This is a genomic window from Lysinibacillus sp. NPDC097868, assembly GCF_044761135.1.
Taxonomy (GTDB): domain Bacteria; phylum Bacillota; class Bacilli; order Bacillales_A; family Planococcaceae; genus Lysinibacillus.
This window is the reverse complement of the sequence record NZ_JBIWBS010000001.1, coordinates 603,417-619,250: the sequence shown is the minus strand read 5'-3', so window position 1 is coordinate 619,250 and position 15,834 is coordinate 603,417. Positions and strand designations below refer to the sequence as shown.

Annotated in this window: 15 protein-coding genes; 5 read left to right on the top strand and 10 right to left on the bottom strand. The window is 36.3% G+C overall.

Annotated features, from left to right (window positions below):
• Positions 1 to 629: 629 nt before the first annotated feature.
• Genes qoxA through qoxD form a run of 4 tightly spaced genes read left to right on the top strand, consistent with a single transcriptional unit; the run spans position 630 to position 4,424 of the window.
• Positions 630 to 1,571 carry a cytochrome aa3 quinol oxidase subunit II gene (qoxA, locus tag ACIQXJ_RS02875; RefSeq protein ID WP_403049419.1) on the top strand — a complete coding sequence of 314 codons (942 nt, stop codon included), beginning with the start codon at positions 630 to 632 and terminating at the stop codon, positions 1,569 to 1,571.
• A gap of 27 nt (positions 1,572 to 1,598) precedes the next feature.
• The gene (gene qoxB / locus ACIQXJ_RS02870; protein WP_401009301.1) at positions 1,599 to 3,542 is read left to right on the top strand and encodes a cytochrome aa3 quinol oxidase subunit I; all 1,944 of its coding nucleotides are present in this window, start codon (positions 1,599 to 1,601) and stop codon (positions 3,540 to 3,542) included.
• 1 nt (position 3,543) lies between these two features.
• Positions 3,544 to 4,143 carry a cytochrome aa3 quinol oxidase subunit III gene (gene qoxC / locus ACIQXJ_RS02865; protein ID WP_401009302.1) on the top strand — a complete coding sequence of 200 codons (600 nt, stop codon included), beginning with the start codon at positions 3,544 to 3,546 and terminating at the stop codon, positions 4,141 to 4,143.
• Positions 4,143 to 4,424 carry a cytochrome aa3 quinol oxidase subunit IV gene (gene qoxD / locus ACIQXJ_RS02860; RefSeq protein ID WP_069508640.1) on the top strand — a complete coding sequence of 94 codons (282 nt, stop codon included), beginning with the start codon at positions 4,143 to 4,145 and terminating at the stop codon, positions 4,422 to 4,424. Before qoxC ends, qoxD begins: the two co-directional genes overlap by 1 nt.
• Before the next feature lie 153 nt (positions 4,425 to 4,577).
• Here the strand turns inward: qoxD and ACIQXJ_RS02855 are convergent, their stop codons facing one another.
• Complete coding sequence (locus ACIQXJ_RS02855; RefSeq protein ID WP_403049415.1) at positions 4,578 to 5,000, bottom strand: universal stress protein; 423 nt, start codon at positions 4,998 to 5,000, stop codon at positions 4,578 to 4,580.
• A 52-nt stretch (positions 5,001 to 5,052) separates the two neighbouring features.
• Positions 5,053 to 6,132: a PQQ-dependent sugar dehydrogenase gene (locus ACIQXJ_RS02850; RefSeq protein WP_403049412.1), complete on the bottom strand. Its 1,080-nt coding sequence runs from the start codon at positions 6,130 to 6,132 to the stop codon at positions 5,053 to 5,055.
• 142 nt (positions 6,133 to 6,274) lie between these two features.
• Between ACIQXJ_RS02850 and ACIQXJ_RS02845 the strand changes: the two genes are divergently transcribed.
• Positions 6,275 to 6,688: an NUDIX hydrolase gene (locus ACIQXJ_RS02845; RefSeq protein WP_403049409.1), complete on the top strand. Its 414-nt coding sequence runs from the start codon at positions 6,275 to 6,277 to the stop codon at positions 6,686 to 6,688.
• A gap of 127 nt (positions 6,689 to 6,815) precedes the next feature.
• Here the strand turns inward: ACIQXJ_RS02845 and ACIQXJ_RS02840 are convergent, their stop codons facing one another.
• The 8 genes from ACIQXJ_RS02840 to ACIQXJ_RS02805 all read right to left on the bottom strand — a co-directional run bounded on the left by ACIQXJ_RS02840 (position 6,816) and on the right by ACIQXJ_RS02805 (position 15,822).
• Entirely contained in the window at positions 6,816 to 7,229 is a 414-nt protein-coding gene (locus ACIQXJ_RS02840; protein WP_340823280.1) for a YugN family protein, read from the bottom strand.
• Between the two features lie 180 nt (positions 7,230 to 7,409).
• On the bottom strand, positions 7,410 to 8,804 hold the full coding sequence (gene lpdA / locus ACIQXJ_RS02835; RefSeq protein WP_403049406.1) for a dihydrolipoyl dehydrogenase: 1,395 nt from the start codon (positions 8,802 to 8,804) through the stop codon (positions 7,410 to 7,412).
• Positions 8,791 to 9,663, bottom strand: a complete 873-nt coding sequence (locus ACIQXJ_RS02830; RefSeq protein ID WP_403049403.1) for an alpha/beta hydrolase — start codon at positions 9,661 to 9,663, stop codon at positions 8,791 to 8,793. The genes lpdA and ACIQXJ_RS02830 overlap by 14 nt, the downstream gene beginning before the upstream one ends.
• A gap of 57 nt (positions 9,664 to 9,720) precedes the next feature.
• Positions 9,721 to 10,323 carry a TetR/AcrR family transcriptional regulator gene (locus ACIQXJ_RS02825; protein WP_403049400.1) on the bottom strand — a complete coding sequence of 201 codons (603 nt, stop codon included), beginning with the start codon at positions 10,321 to 10,323 and terminating at the stop codon, positions 9,721 to 9,723.
• A 343-nt stretch (positions 10,324 to 10,666) separates the two neighbouring features.
• Complete coding sequence (locus tag ACIQXJ_RS02820; protein WP_038187584.1) at positions 10,667 to 10,870, bottom strand: cold-shock protein; 204 nt, start codon at positions 10,868 to 10,870, stop codon at positions 10,667 to 10,669.
• A 295-nt stretch (positions 10,871 to 11,165) separates the two neighbouring features.
• Positions 11,166 to 11,543, bottom strand: a complete 378-nt coding sequence (locus ACIQXJ_RS02815) for an SET domain-containing protein (RefSeq protein ID WP_403049397.1) — start codon at positions 11,541 to 11,543, stop codon at positions 11,166 to 11,168.
• A gap of 406 nt (positions 11,544 to 11,949) precedes the next feature.
• Entirely contained in the window at positions 11,950 to 13,158 is a 1,209-nt protein-coding gene (locus tag ACIQXJ_RS02810) for a hypothetical protein (protein WP_403049394.1), read from the bottom strand.
• 255 nt (positions 13,159 to 13,413) lie between these two features.
• Positions 13,414 to 15,822, bottom strand: coding sequence for a putative bifunctional diguanylate cyclase/phosphodiesterase (locus ACIQXJ_RS02805; RefSeq protein WP_403049392.1), 2,409 nt, complete (start codon positions 15,820 to 15,822; stop codon positions 13,414 to 13,416).
• Positions 15,823 to 15,834 lie beyond the last annotated feature (12 nt).

Here is a 15,834-nt window from a genome sequence, read left to right as displayed (position 1 = left end):
TCATTCCTTACATAGAAAATTTATCCTTTATTCTACAGAAAACCGTCTTTTCGTATACTCCTTTTTTTAAAAAAACGCAACTAAAAAGAATTAAAAACAGAGGCATGACAAGGACTTTATTACAAAACGTCGTCTAAAATGTGAAATAGGATTTTTCACAAATAATTTATTTACTTAGTTAAATACGATAAACTCAGTATTTTCAACGTTTATACAGTGCTTAATTAACAAAACCTAAAAATACCAATAGCGAAATAGCTTTTTTTGTTCAAAAAATGTTCATATTCACCCCCCTTTCATTATCATATTTATAATTAATTATTTTTTTTTTTAGTGAAGCGGGCGTATAATCCTATATGCAAACAAAGACATGATGTGACCATCGACATTAAAATTTTGTCCAATTTATGGTGCATAAATCATCATGTATGCGAACGCTTGCACCAGACCAATCAATTACAAGACATTATGTTTCATATTGAACCATGCCATTGTCATTGTAAATGCAACTGTACTTGGTTGGTACATCAGATAAAAGAGGTGACCTCAATACCCACTATTTATAAATGTGAATCAATACTACTACACATGAAATTTATGAATAGCCGTTTTATAGAAAGGAGTCAAACATGAATAAAAAATTAAGCTTAATGTTTTTAGCATTTGGCGCTATCGCAATCCTGTCTGGTTGTGAACCATTAACAGTTTTCAATCCAAAAGGACCGAATGCTCAAACATTATCAAACACAATTATTTTATCCATTATTACAATGGCAGTTATTTTACTAGTCGTGTATGTGCTTTTTGCGTTTATGCTAACAAAATACCGCGCATCAAAAGCATCTGCCGATTATGAGCCACCTCATGAAGAAGGTAGTCACGTACTTGAAATTACGTGGACAGTTATTCCTATTATTATCGTAGCATTCCTAGCAATTGTTACAGTTAAATCAACTAGTACGGTAGAAACAACACCAGAAGGTTATGACAATAAAGAACCACTTGTTATTTATGCAGCATCTTCAAACTGGAAATGGCATTTCAGCTATCCAGAAGAGGGTATTGAGACTGTGAACTATGTAAACATTCCAACTGATCGTCCAATTGAGTTCAAATTGTATTCATTCGGACCAATCACAAGTTTCTGGATTCCACAGTTAGCTGGTCAAAAATATGCGATGAGTGACATGTTAACAACTATTCACCTTGCAGCTGATGAGGTTGGCTCTTTCATGGGTCGTAACTCAAACTTTAACGGTCGTGGATTTGCGGAAATGGAATTCGAAGCACAATCTATGACACAAGCAGACTTCGATCAATGGGTTTCTGATGTAAAAGCGAACGAAAAACCATTAACTGAAGAGAAATTCAATGAATTATTAGCAGCTGAACACGTAGGTCGTTCAAGCTACTCATCTACTCACTTAGATTTCAGCCCAGCACCAATGGCACATGGTGATATGGATATGGGGGGTATGGACCATAGTGACATGGACATGTCTGACGAAGACATGAATCATGAAGATATGGACCATTCAAACACTGATGCCGAATCAACACATTCACACTAATTTTCAAATTTGAAAGGAGCGCATCCTATGAGTATGGAAGAATTATTCCATCCACTGCAAGAACCGATGATTTTAGCGGCAGCTATCAGTATCGTAGTTGGTGCAGTTGTTGTCGTAGCAGGCCTTACTTATTTTAAAAAATGGGGCTACTTCTATAAAAACTGGCTATCAACAGTCGACCATAAAAAGATCGGTATTATGTATATCGCCGTAGCACTTTTAATGCTATTCCGCGGTGGTATCGACGCACTTTTAATGCGTGCACAAACAGCCGTTCCTGATAACGGACTTCTTGATGCACAACACTATAACGAGATTTTCACTACACATGGTTTAATCATGATTTTATTTATGGCGATGCCATTTGTTATCGGTTTAATGAACATTGTTATTCCATTACAAATCGGGGCACGTGACGTTGCATTCCCACGTCTTAATGCAGTCAGCTTCTGGGCATTCGCAGCAGGTTGTGGCTTGCTGAACCTATCATTCATTATTGGTGGTTCACCAGATGCAGGTTGGACAGCTTACTTCCCATTAGCAAGTACTGATTTTAGTCCAACTGTAGGGAACAACTACTATTCATTAGCACTACAATTATCTGGGATTGGTACGCTATTGACGGGTGTGAACTTTATCACAACGATCTTTAAAATGCGTGCTCCTGGTATGACATTAATGAAAATGCCAATGTTCTCTTGGTCAATTTTAATTACAAACGTTATTATCGTATTTGCGTTCCCAGTGTTAACTGTAGCACTTGCATTAATGATGTTAGACCGTCAATTCGGTACAAAATTCTTTGCAATGACAGACGGCGGTATGGATATGCTTTGGGCCAACCTATTCTGGGTTTGGGGACATCCTGAAGTTTACATCGTTATCCTACCAGCGTTCGGTATTTTCTCAGAAGTTATTGCAACATTTGCACGTAAAAACTTATACGGTTATAAATCAATGGTAATGAGTATGGTTGTCATTTCATTACTATCATTCTTAGTATGGGCCCACCATTTCTATACAATGGGTCACGGCGTTATGGTAAACAGTGTATTCTCTATTACAACAATGGCGATTGCTGTTCCAACCGGGGTTAAAATGTTCAACTGGTTGCTCACAATGAGGCACGGTAAGATTCAATTCACTACCCCAATGCTTTATGCACTTGGCTTTATCCCAATCTTCACAATTGGTGGGGTTACAGGTGTAATGCTAGCAATGGCAAGTGCCGACTATCAATATCATAATACGATGTTCTTAGTTGCCCACTTCCACTATGTTTTAATTCCAGGTACAGTATTTGGTGTACTTGCAGGTTACCATTTCTGGTGGCCAAAAATGTTCGGTTTCCGTTTAAACGAAAAATTAGGGAAAGCTGGTTTCTGGTTCATCGCTATCAGCTTCAATGTAACGTTCTTCCCACTATTCATCTTAGGTTTAGATGGTTATGCTCGTCGTATGTACACATACTCAGCTTCAACTGGTTACGGTCCATTAAACATGCTATCGTTCGTCGGTGCACTTGGACTTGCAGTAGGCTTTGCGTTAATCTGTTATAACATTTACTACAGCTGGAAACATATGCCTCGTAACGAGAAAGCAGATGTTTGGGATGGTCGTTCATTAGAATGGGCTACTCATTCTCCAGTTCCTGAATACAACTTTGCAGTAGTACCAAATGTGTCACGTTTAGACGAATTCTGGTTCGCGAAAAAAGAAGGTCGCGATATTACTGCAGGTAAAATTGAAAAAATCCACATGCCTAACAACACAGGTACTCCTTTCTGGACAAGTGGATTCTTATTCCTAGCAGCATTCTTTGCTGTATTTAGTCTATGGATTCCAGCCATCATCAGCATGCTTGCTGTATTTGGCTTTATGGCTCATCGTTCATTTGAAAATGATCATGGTCGTTACATTTCAGTTGAAGAAATTATGGAAACTGAAAAAAGTTTGAGAGGTGATAAATAATATGAAAATCGATTCTTCACTTCCATTAGAATATAGTACAGAGGAAAACCGCTTAAAGATTTTTGGTTTCTGGATCTTCCTTGGAGCCGAAATCATGTTATTCGCTACACTCTTTGCTGTCTATTTTACGCTCCACACTCGTACAGGTAGCGGCCCAGATGGTGCTGAGATTTTCGAGTTAACACCAGTATTATTAGAAACATTTTTACTACTAGCAAGTAGTTTTACAATCGGTCTTGGCGTACATGCTATGCGTCTTGGTAATAAAAAAGCAATGATGACATTCTTCATCATTACACTTATTTTAGGTCTTGGCTTCTTAGGTATTGAGATTGATGAGTTCGTCACTTATGTTCATGAAGGTGCAACAATTACAACAAGTGCATTTTTATCTTCATTAATGACTTTACTTGGTACGCACGGTGCCCACGTAACATTTGGTTTCTTCTGGGGCGTTGCAATTTTAATCCAAGTAGCAAGACGTGGCTTAAACCCACAAACGGCTAACAAAGCGTTTATCTTCTCACTGTACTGGCACTTCCTAGACGTTGTTTGGATTTTCATCTTCAGCTTCGTCTACTTGAAAGGACTGATTAGCTGATGAAGGAACTATTCCCAAAACAACATGTGATGGGCTTCGGCTTCTCACTATTACTAACTATTATCGCTTTAGCAGTTGTGAAATTTGATATGTCTTACAATATGGCATTTGCTATTCTATTAGTGACTGCACTTGCACAAGCAACTGTTCAATTAGTATTATTCATGCACATCGGTGAATCTGAAGATAAAAAAACATTATATACAACAATTTTATATTCAGTGTTCGTAGCTGTTGTGACAATCCTTGGTACATTATTCGCAATGATCTGGGGTTACTAATAAAAAGAGCCGAGAAAATGACTTCATTTTCTCGGCCTTTTTATTTAAATCTAGCAAAAAAAGCCAACCATCGAAATCTCAAAGATTGGCTTCCGCTTGTCAAAAATTAATTCTTACTAGCTTTCTAGTATTATATGTTTATTTTTATCTGAATTAGCGAACAATCAACACATCACATGATGCTAATCGGACGATACGCTCCGCTACTGAGCCGAGTACCATCTTTTCTAATTGATTTAACCCCGTTGCACCACATACAAGTAAGTCTACAGCCGGAAGTTGTGTAAGAATGCTTTTCGGTGAACCTGTTTCCACATTAACTAATACTTCTATTACACCTGCTGTTTGAGCTTCTTTTCGTAACTTCTCTATTTTAATAAAATTCTCTTCTTTCAATTTCTCAGCATACTTCAAGTCATATGCCGTAACAGCCCCGAACGACTTCGTGTCAATGACATTCACTAATTGTAATGTTGCCCCATACTCTATTGCCAATTTTACTGCTCGCTCATAGGCTTTCAACGACTGCTCTGAAAAATCTATCGCTACAGCGATTGTCTTATAATTCGTAGTCATCATTACCCTCCTCATCTTTTCCAACCAATTCAAAGTTTTCAAAATCATTATATCATAATGGTATTCGATATAGTTTATCGTCATTATTTAATGGATTCCCACGTCCATCGGTATTATTGCTAACAAAATAAAGATATTGCTCGTCCACGAGTATATCTCGAATTCTCCCAAGCCCCGATATTATTTTCCTTTCATTGTTCGTTTCAAGATTAAATTCCAAAACAGTCGCTCCTCTTAATGCAGCTACGTACAATTTATTGTCATAATAACCGATGCCCGAGGGAGCCCAAGTTGTACTACTTCCTGATGTAAATAACGGTGCTTTCATCCGTTGTCGTGTCTCATACCCTTCTATGATTGGCCAACCATAGTTTTGCCCTGCTTCGATTTTGTTTATTTCATCATTGGCACTGTTGCCATGCTCACTTGCGAATAATGTGCCATCTAACGACCACGTCAACCCTTGTGGATTACGGTGTCCATAACTATAAACAAATGAGTTTGGAAATGGATTATCAGAGGGAACAGTTCCATCTAAATGAATGCGTAAAATTTTCCCTTCTAACGCAGATGGGTCTTGCGCTACAGACGATTGCAACGCATCCCCTACAGTAGCATAAAGCTTGCCGTCCGGCCCAATTTTAAGCCTCCCCCCATGATGGAAGGTACCACTTACTATACGATCAAGGAGCAAATGCTCTTCATGCCAAACATCTCCCTTTTGTTGAAGTGTCACAATGCGATTAAACTGTTTATCTCCATCCACATACGTATAATAAGCATATGCAAGTTTAGAATCAGCAAAATCTGGTGCAAGGACAAACCCTAGTAGTCCTGCTTCAGCAGCTGTCGCTAGCTCTTTTTTCAAATTGACTCGTTGTCTCTCCACCTCTCCCTCTTTTATTTTCACAATATGCCCTGTTCTCTCCGTAACGTAAAACATATTTTTATATTTTTCGATTGCCCATGGTATATCTAAATTATCCGCTACTATTTCTAAGTTCATATTGCTTTGTTCTAGACTATCTGTAACATTCTCCTGCCTATGCTTCGTAGGCTGTTGTTTTGTACTTGTGGAACACCCAGTCATCAAAATCATGATGAAAAACAAAAAGTAAATTTTTTTCTTCAATCGCTTTCCCTCTTTTCTTGAAGTTTTCTTCAAAATACCAACTTCCTATGTTACTAGTTAATGAATGTTTACTTTCCATTTAAATACCATTAAACTATTATGTACATATTTAACTAAAAAATGATATTAAAAGGAGAGAGACATGGAGGAAGTAAAAGTCGTCTATGCTTTAATTAAAAATCTCGAGAATCAAATACTTATGGTTCATAATCACGAAGGTCATTGGTCGCTTCCAGGTGGGAAAGTTGAGGCAGATGAGACACTATTTGAAGCGACAATCCGTGAAGTCAAAGAAGAAACAGGCTATATTGTTGAAATAGGAAAGTTACTCGCAGTTAATGAGGCAAAATTTATTGTTAGGGATCATCATGCATTATTTTTCACTTTTGAAGCACAAATAGTAGAAGGTGTAGAAGAAATAACGTTACCTGATGAAATATCTCACATTGAATGGGCACCTATTGATATAGCCAGCACTAGAATGCCGTATTATATAGGTGGAATTGATAATCTCTATCAAAATCATGCTCTCTATAACAACGAAGGCATGCTATAGCAAGGTTTCTTCCCTTACGCATGACTGCAGGCTGCTATCGTATTTTTAATATTGTTAAAGTTTTAAGCATAATAAAAGCCACTACTTATTAAAAGTGTGACTAACGTAATAATGTTTGGTGTAAAGGCTAGTGAAAATATGGAAGAACTTTATCAGCTACTACCTTTTCACCAACTTGTATCCATTTGCTTTTATCATGTATATGACCATCTTTATCAAGCGGTGTTTGGAATTGACTAGCACCCGTAGCATCAAGCAATGATCCTTCATCATAATCTAACCCTACATTTGTGACATGTTTAATAACAAAAGGGTTTTGAAAGCGGATTTGTGCATCATAAAAATCTAGTTCACCCTGTGTTACGATAAACGGTACGCGCAAATAGATTGTTTCGCCTCCATCGCTTGATAAAATCGTATCAAAGCTACCTTTGTGATACTCCCAATTGCCTCCAATCGTAAAACCATGCCTCTCGATTTGATCACGTAAATAGCCAAAGCTAATTTCTTTTCCGACAATATTAGATTCAATTTGTAACAATTGCATGCCCTCCTTTACTCTTGATTTCAGTCTATCCTAAAGTGACAAAATACAAACAACTTATACGACATGATTTGAATTACTTTGTCGCTCGTTCATTTAATTCCGAACATATGATAAAACCTATTTTGAACAAAGTGCTCAAAACAGGCTCTCCTTAATAGCTCCTATATTCATTTATCAGGCTTTTAGTATATGAATTGGTCTTCCTATTATTACTTCAGCTGCCTCCATTGTCATTTCTCCTAATGTTGGGTGAGCGTGTATCGTGCATGCAACATCTTCTGCTGTCATACCCGTTTCAATTGCAAGCGTCAGTTCAGCGATCATATCAGAAGCCCCAGCACCTACGATGTGAGCACCAATTAATATGTTATCTTCTTTACGCGCAACGAGCTTCACAAAGCCTTCTGTTTGATTCAGAGCAAGCGCACGACCATTAACTGCGAATGGGAATTTCGCTGCAGTAAATTCAATGCCTTCAGCTTTAGCTTGATCTTCGTTATAGCCCACTGTCGCCATTTCTGGATCAGTGAAGCATACAGCAGGAACAGCTAAATAATCTACGATTGATTTCTCGCCAGCGATTGCTTCAGCAGCAACTTTACCTTCATAAGAAGCTTTGTGTGCAAGCTGTGGACCCGCTACGATGTCACCAATTGCATAGATGTTTGGAATGTTTGTACGGCATTGTTTGTCAACATTAATTAGACCACGTTCGCCGAATTCAATTCCAACACCTTCAAGACCCATTTCATCTGTGTTTGGACGACGACCAACTGTTACTAATACATAATCAGCTTCGACTTTTTTCTCTTCTCCGCCAACTTCATATGTTACAACTACGCCGTTTTCTGTTTCTTCAACGCCTTTTGCAGATGCGTTTACTTCAATTTCAACGCCCTTCTTTTTAAGGCCTTTTTTCACGATTTGTGTCATTTGTTTTTCGAAACCAGCTAAAATGTCTTTGCCGCCTTCGATAATCGTTACTTGTGAACCTAGGTTTGCATAAGCTGAGCCTAGTTCTGTTCCGATATAGCCTCCGCCGATCACAACTAATTTACCAGGTACTTCTTGTAAAGAAAGTGCGCCAGTAGAGTTTAGGACACGGTCAGAGAATTTAAAAGTTGGAATTTCAACTGGACGAGAACCTGTTGCGATAATCACATTGTTAAATGTGTAAGTTTCTGTACTATCCCCCTTGATGACGCGTACTGTATTTTTATCTACAAAGTATGCCTGCCCCTTCACTATGTCGATTTTGTTGCCTTTTAGCAGACTTTCAACGCCGCCTACTAATTTAGAAACGATTCCCTTTTTGAACTCTTGTACTTTTGTCCAGTCTAGTTTTACTTCTTGGACAACTATCCCCATATCCTCTGAATGCTTTGCTTGCTCAAAGCGATGACTTACAGAAATCAATACTTTAGATGGAATGCAACCGACATTCGAGCATACTCCTCCTAAAAACTCTCTCTCTATAACGGTTACGTTTTGCCCCATTTGAGTAGCACGAATAGCCGCCACATACCCTCCAGGACCTGCACCAATCACGAGTGTATCAATATTCTTCATTTACTATATCCCCCTTATTACTCTCTATAAATTGAAAAACGTAATTCCAAAAAAATGGATCTTTCACACAATTATGGTGACCCTTAGTTTCCACTTTAATTACTTGTTTAAAGTTGCTGGCATTTTTTAAAACTTCCGCATTTGAAACGGGTACTTTTTTATCATGTATTGAGTGGATAGCAAGAGACGGTGACTGTTGGTTTTTTAATATTTTTTCTAGACGCCATTCTTTTCTAGCTTTTAAAAAAACACCTCCTCTTAATAAAAACCAACTGACAAATAGCCAACCAATTGGCATATAAGGTAGTGTTACTTTTTCCGCCATTGAATTGCTAATACTTTTTAGTGATGTAGGCATTGAATCCGTGATAAGAGCTTGTATTCTCGAATCTTGGGCATTTACAATACTTGCTGCTATTCCTCCCATCGAATGCCCTAAAACATAAATAGACTTACAATTGATATCCGGCCTTTCTGTCACATAATCAATCGTTGATGTTATCGATTGGACAAACGATTCGATACTTACTTGTTTTTGCACGGAGTCACTTTGCCCGTGACCAAGTACATCTATCATTACAATGTCATAGCCGTTAGCTACTATTGGATCTACATATCGCAACATATCAGACTTATTAGAGCCCCACCCGTGAATCAGTAGAAAACATCCCTTCCCCTTATCACTTCTAATAAGCCAACCTTTGACAGTTCCTATTTCCATCTTAATTTTGATATTTTCAAAAGTTGATTGCGGATATTTTTTATCCTTTTTTCGTTTTGGTGCAAAGATATGCAAAATGATATAGCTTCTCAAAAATAAAATAAGAACGAAGAAAGCAAAGAATAATAAATAGCTCATTCTAACCCCTCCAAAAAGATACCAAATAGTCTCTTTTTATTTATAAAAAAGACGGCTTTATTGCCGCTCTAAAGCTATCATTGAAATATATTGCCTTAAATGATTTATTAAGACCTCCGTTAAATGCTCATCCTTTTTTAATCTATCTAAAACAAGTCCACCTTCAAGTGTCGACACAATAAATATTGCTGTTTCATATGGCTGTATCGTTTGCTTCAACTGCTGATGTCTCATACCATCCTTTATTATTTTTACCAACCACATGACCATCATATCCATTGCTTCTGTAATCGAGGGTAGCAACGCACTTCCTTCTAGATCATCCATTTCGGTTGCTGCGTTAAAAATAGGGCACCCTCCTACGATCGGTTCTCCTTCACTTAATTGTAAAAAGCCCTCCACAAATGCAAGTAATTTATCCGTTGCATGATCGTGTTGCGCAACACTTGCCATTAGATGGTTTTTCATTGTTTCGGTTGAGAACTGAAAAGATTCGAGCATCAGTTGCTCTTTATCCTTAAAGTGTCGATATATCCCCCCTTTTTGAATATTAGTTTCTTGAATAATGTCGCTCATCGTCGTTGTCATGTAACCCTTTTTGTTAAAAATCGTAGCAGATTTTCGAATAATATTAAGCCTTGTTATTTCACCTTTTTTCATGTGCACCTCCAAAAAAGATACCTTTTAGTCCCTTTTAATATAACGGAAGTCCAATACAAACTCAAGCACTTTTTAACAGCAACGAAATACAAAGTTAGGTTTACAAATCGTTCATAAGCTTCTTAACAAGCTTATAAGGCGCATTATCTCCATAATAGAAGGTATGTTTCCACATATAAGGTTCTGTTACTTTACACGCATTCTAGACGCTTTAGAGGGACATTTAAGTAGTATATACAGTGACGTATCAAAGGCTACTACATAAATTCATTCAAAAAAAAATGTAGGCAAACTCAAATTTCTTTGAGTTTGCCTACATTGTGTATCGTTAGCTTAATAAAAATTAAAGTTTTACGATGTTTGTAGCTTGAGGACCACGTTGGCCGTCTTCTACTGAGAATTCAACTTTTTGACCTTCGTCAAGTGATTTGAAACCTTCACCTTGGATAGCTGAGAAGTGAGCGAATACGTCGTTTCCGCCTTCTACTTCGATGAAACCAAAACCTTTTTCTGCGTTAAACCATTTTACTGTACCTTGTTGTGTCATTTAAATGACCTCCATTAATTGTATTTAATAATATCCGATTTCCTCAAAAGAAAAAAATTCACATATTACAAAAAGTACCGAATAAACCACGATTACTCTTTGTAACATGTGAATTCATTGTTCTTCGCAAACGATGTTATTACATTTATTATATAATACAAAATCTCATTTGTCTACCACTAATATAAAATGTTTTTATTTTTTCTTTATTATTATGTTTTCTTTACTCCGTATGGCATCAAAAAATGCCCCATACAAGTTACTTGTACGGGGCTGTCTAGCTTTTAATTCTTTTTTATTCCTCGTTAAACCATAGTTGATCTTGATTATCGACATCGCCATTATAATTGATTAATATTTCTTCTCCCGCTTTGATATCTTTGTAGGCAAAGAAATCAAATGTTTGGTTTCTAAAATTAATCTCATATGTCGCATTCGGTTCATAAGAATGATTAAACAACATGCCATAGCCAAGAAGGAGAGCGGATCGACCTATTCCATATTCAAATGCATAATCAGCAAGCAATGTTTGCTCAATGTGTTGATGCTGTTCATTTGGATACGAAATAACCGGTGCTTCGTGTAAAAGCGCTCCTTTTTGGATATCACATGTAGCAAATACCCCTCTATTGAATTCTCCATTGCTTAATGGAGATGTTTTAATTTCAATCATGTTTTGTCTCCTACTCACTATTAAAATATACTTACTAACTGTACCACTATTTTGGTCAATGAGTGCATCTTTTTGTTTTTTTTGAACATTTTTTTCAATTTAAATACATAAAATAGACATTTGATGCAATCAAATAGCTGAAACATGAAAAAATCGTGCAACACATGTCCATTCAAATGAGCTGCACGCGGTATATTTTAAAAAAATTAATTTTTAATCTTACCTTTTAATAGATGATTAATAATAACTAACATGATTATTAATCCGATAAAAGTACCCGTATCTGCTGGTTCTATAGCAAAAAATGTAGGAAGGACAAATAAATTGAGTATAAAGATTACTATAGCTATTATTAATAAAAATCGATATATCATTTTATTATCTTCACTCCTCTTCCACTTCGTACTTAAGATTGCACCCAATAATCGTAACTTCCCTTGACTAATCCTTTAGCAATTATATAATCTCCAGCTATTACTACATTTTTAAATGACTCATCACTACCTCTTATATTTAATGCCAGTTGCTCATAAATTTTTGTAACCTTTTGCGGTTGGCCATTGACATAAATTAGATCATTTACTTTTAGCGGGAACTGAATCATAATTTTTTGATCATGGAGTTCGCTTTCTAGATGATAAGTTAGCTTCTTATTAACGAGTGTGTAGCTAAGTGAACCTTCTATTTGTTGGCCTCCGTTAATTTCGTCATCATTTACTAGTTGCATTATCCCTTGCCAACGATTACTAGAAGTCGGTGAAAACTCTGTTAAATAGTAATATGGTGCTGTTTCCGATAAGGAAATTTTTTTAGTTGCATCAAATAATAAGCTCAACGGTTCCGCTAATGCCTGCAGTTCCTTATCTACGATTGGAGTCTTTGACAAAGCACTGACTGGCAGATACCCATATAGTTTATTAGAAGACACATATGCCCGACCATCTGCTGTTGTGAAATAGACCGCAACTGATGTACCAGGTTTTAATGACTGGCTTTGCCATCCAGGACGAACGGATAAATCAACAATTTGTTTCACATATTGGATTGTTCCTTCAGGTAAGTTTGACACATAGTCTTGAGGTACATATCCCCATACATAATCGATTGTCGTATCAGATCTTGGATTGTATTCTACTTTCACATAATCACCGCTTAGCTCGACCACTTTAAAAACAGCCCCATAAGGTGTATGCAAAATAGTTTTTGCTGTACTATTCGGGGCTTCTTTAATGGACACGCCTTTTGCAGAATTAGCAAAAACAGGCGTACCTACAGTAAACTTCACACCTGATACTTGTTGTTGGATAGCTAACGGAACTTCCTTATAAATAACTAAATCCGTTGCTTGTACACGATAGCCACCACTCATATTATAAACTTTGCCAACAGTCGAATACTCATGGCCATATACGCGATAAAACTCCCCTTTTTTCACAACGAGCGAAATAAACGTTCCGTCGTCATTTTTTTTATATATTTTCACGTCTTTTGAAAATGTTAATTTACCCGTTTGTCCTTTTGTAATCTCCGCTCCATCCCATATGACTTTAGCTTCAGTATTTGATTGAAAGCTTACACACATTATTAAAGTAAATAAAACAATCCACTTTTTCATATCAACTATCTCTCCCTTCTAATCTCCAACTTTTTCAATAGTATCATATTTATACTATCGAATCAGGAACAATACAAAGCGTCAAATATCCTTGTCATGAAGTCTTTTGTATAAAGCGAGGCACGAAAGACCAAAAGAATTGTACAAGCCATCCGAGAAGGATAAATGCTCCATTACTTTTGCCCACAAGCAAAGGCTTCCTCATGAAGAGAAAGCCTCGCTACCAATTTTTTCTTTATCAATTAAATGAACATACTATTTATGCGAGACGTCAGTGTCTATAAGCCATTTTCCTTTAAATTCTGTAACTGGGAGTGGACGGCTAATCAAGTACCCTTGAGCATAATCACAGCCAATCTCAGCCAAGAAGTGATATTCTTCTTTACCTTCTACGCCTTCTGCTATCACTTTCAAATCGAGTTGTTGGGCTATCGCTATAATAGTTTTTACGAGTGCTTTGTTCTCATCATCTTGATTCATACCAATAACAAATGATTTATCAATTTTCAAGGAATCCAGTGGATATTTATTTAAATAACTAAGTGATGAATACCCTGTTCCGAAATCATCCATTGATAGACTTATACCTAGTTTTTTTAAAGCACATAATTTTTCAATCATCGACTCAGCATACATTGCGATACTTTCCGTTATCTCTAATACAACATAAGTCGCATCAAATGCTGCATTCTCTATTGCAAGTTGCACACTATCTACAAATGTTGATTCGAGTAACTGCTTCACTGAGACATTTATACTTATTTTTAATCGCTTATTTGTTTCACGATGCCAACGAGCAGTTTGTGCAATTGCCGTATTTAACACCCATTTACCGATAGGAATAATCATTCCAGTCTCTTCCATAATGGAAATGAATTCATCTGGGGTAACTTGTCCAAGCACTTCATTGTTCCATCTGATTAAAGATTCCATACCGATGATTTCATTCGTTTTCACATCCATAATAGGCTGATAATAAAGTTCAAATTCCTCATTATCGAGAGCTGTTCGTAATTGTTTTTCAATCATCATTTTTCTATAGAAATGTTGTTGCATTTCTGAAGTGAATAATTGATAGTTATTTTTCCCTCTTTCTTTTACATAGTACATGGCTGTATCTGCATGCTTAATTAATGTATTAGCATCATAGCCATCATTTGGGAACGTACTAATGCCAATACTCGGTGTAATGAAATACTCACTACCATCAATCCAAAAGCCTGTAATAAATTGTGCTAATAAGTCTTTAGCAAATGCCTCACTTTCAGTGGCATCATAATAAGGTAATAAGATTGTAAATTCATCTCCACCAAGTCGATAAATATTGGCCCTGTTATGTTTTTCTTCTAGTAGCATTTCAATACGTCTGGATACTTCTACTAATAATAAATCTCCTACATCATGCCCCAGTGTATCATTGATATATTTAAAACGATCTAAATCGAAGAACAATATTGCATTTTGACTACCCTCCGCTTTAGCTTTTTCTAACAGGGCAATTAAATCATCATTGAACATTCTTCTATTCGGTAACCCCGTTAAGGCATCATGATTTGCTTGGAATTTAATTTCATCTTCATACTGCTTGCGTTCGGTAATATCAGTTGATACAGCTAGTAACGTAGAACTTTCATGTAAATGAATTGGTACTTTGACAGTTTGTACCCATACGACTTCTCCCGATGCGGCTGTAATAGCTTCCTCTTTTATAAAATGTTTTTCGGGTAGATTGAACATACCTTCCTCTTGATTGAGGCTCTCTTCCTCATCAGACAAATCGATTAGTAAATCAGTGTCTGTTTTCCCAATCATATCTTGAAAGCTCATGCCCATTAACTGCGCATAGGATTTATTCATCAAAGTATAACGACCATTTTCATCTTGCGCATAAATGTAGTTAGGATTTAAATCAATGACCCTAAATAAAAACTGCTTTTGCTCATATAGCTTTTTATTCATATTGTTTACGATTTCAAGATGCATGCGACTCGAAAGAATTAATATAGAAATTGCAAAGACTAAAACAGCAATCGAGCTTGGATACAATCTTGAACTAGGAAACATATTTAAGTAGCCAATGGCAAACCCAATGGCCGTGAAAATATTAAAATATAACAAAAACGAACGTTCACTTTTATTTTGTACATCTAAACTAATCAACAAACTAATAATGATACATACTATAAAAAGAAGTACATTAAAATTAAAAATCCATGAGAGCTCGCCATCCACTGGAAAATAAAATATACTAGTATCCATTTTAATAAGTTCTAATTTACTAATCCCTTTTGAACTCCAACCGATTATGTAACCAAGAAAAGCAAATGCGTAAGATATAAAAACGGTCGTACGATTAACAAGATAGCGCCACTTTTTTTGATACTCATTAGGGAGTATTTCTTGAACAATGGTATAACCAATATAAAAAATCGTTGGTGTGACCATGATTGACCCAAATCGAAAAAGCTTGAAAAAGAACATTATAGTTTCTTCGGTAAACAGTCGATACGCGTACAAAAACGAAACATCTATGTGCCAAAATGAGGCTAAAAGAAGGAATAAAAAAATAATTTTAGAAAGTTTATTTTTTTTGAATAACACTAAAATCGTAATCCCAACACAAACGGGAATAAAAGATAATAAAATTAAAAATATAAAAAACATATAAAGAGCCTC

Bases quoted from the DNA above. Each gene is read 5' to 3' on its own strand.
- lpdA (WP_403049406.1), bottom strand. From the start codon at position 8,804: ATGAAGAATATTGATACACTCGTGATTGGTGCAGGTCCTGGAGGGTAT.
- ACIQXJ_RS02810 (WP_403049394.1), bottom strand. From the start codon at position 13,158: ATGAAAAAGTGGATTGTTTTATTTACTTTAATAATGTGTGTAAGCTTT.
- ACIQXJ_RS02825 (WP_403049400.1), bottom strand. From the start codon at position 10,323: ATGAAAAAAGGTGAAATAACAAGGCTTAATATTATTCGAAAATCTGCT.
- qoxA (WP_403049419.1), top strand. From the start codon at position 630: ATGAATAAAAAATTAAGCTTAATGTTTTTAGCATTTGGCGCTATCGCA.
- ACIQXJ_RS02820 (WP_038187584.1), bottom strand. From the start codon at position 10,870: ATGACACAACAAGGTACAGTAAAATGGTTTAACGCAGAAAAAGGTTTT.
- ACIQXJ_RS02805 (WP_403049392.1), bottom strand. From the start codon at position 15,822: ATGTTTTTTATATTTTTAATTTTATTATCTTTTATTCCCGTTTGTGTT.
- qoxB (WP_401009301.1), top strand. From the start codon at position 1,599: ATGAGTATGGAAGAATTATTCCATCCACTGCAAGAACCGATGATTTTA.
- qoxD (WP_069508640.1), top strand. From the start codon at position 4,143: ATGAAGGAACTATTCCCAAAACAACATGTGATGGGCTTCGGCTTCTCA.
- ACIQXJ_RS02855 (WP_403049415.1), bottom strand. From the start codon at position 5,000: ATGACTACGAATTATAAGACAATCGCTGTAGCGATAGATTTTTCAGAG.
- ACIQXJ_RS02845 (WP_403049409.1), top strand. From the start codon at position 6,275: ATGGAGGAAGTAAAAGTCGTCTATGCTTTAATTAAAAATCTCGAGAAT.
- ACIQXJ_RS02830 (WP_403049403.1), bottom strand. From the start codon at position 9,663: ATGAGCTATTTATTATTCTTTGCTTTCTTCGTTCTTATTTTATTTTTG.
- ACIQXJ_RS02815 (WP_403049397.1), bottom strand. From the start codon at position 11,543: ATGATTGAAATTAAAACATCTCCATTAAGCAATGGAGAATTCAATAGA.
- qoxC (WP_401009302.1), top strand. From the start codon at position 3,544: ATGAAAATCGATTCTTCACTTCCATTAGAATATAGTACAGAGGAAAAC.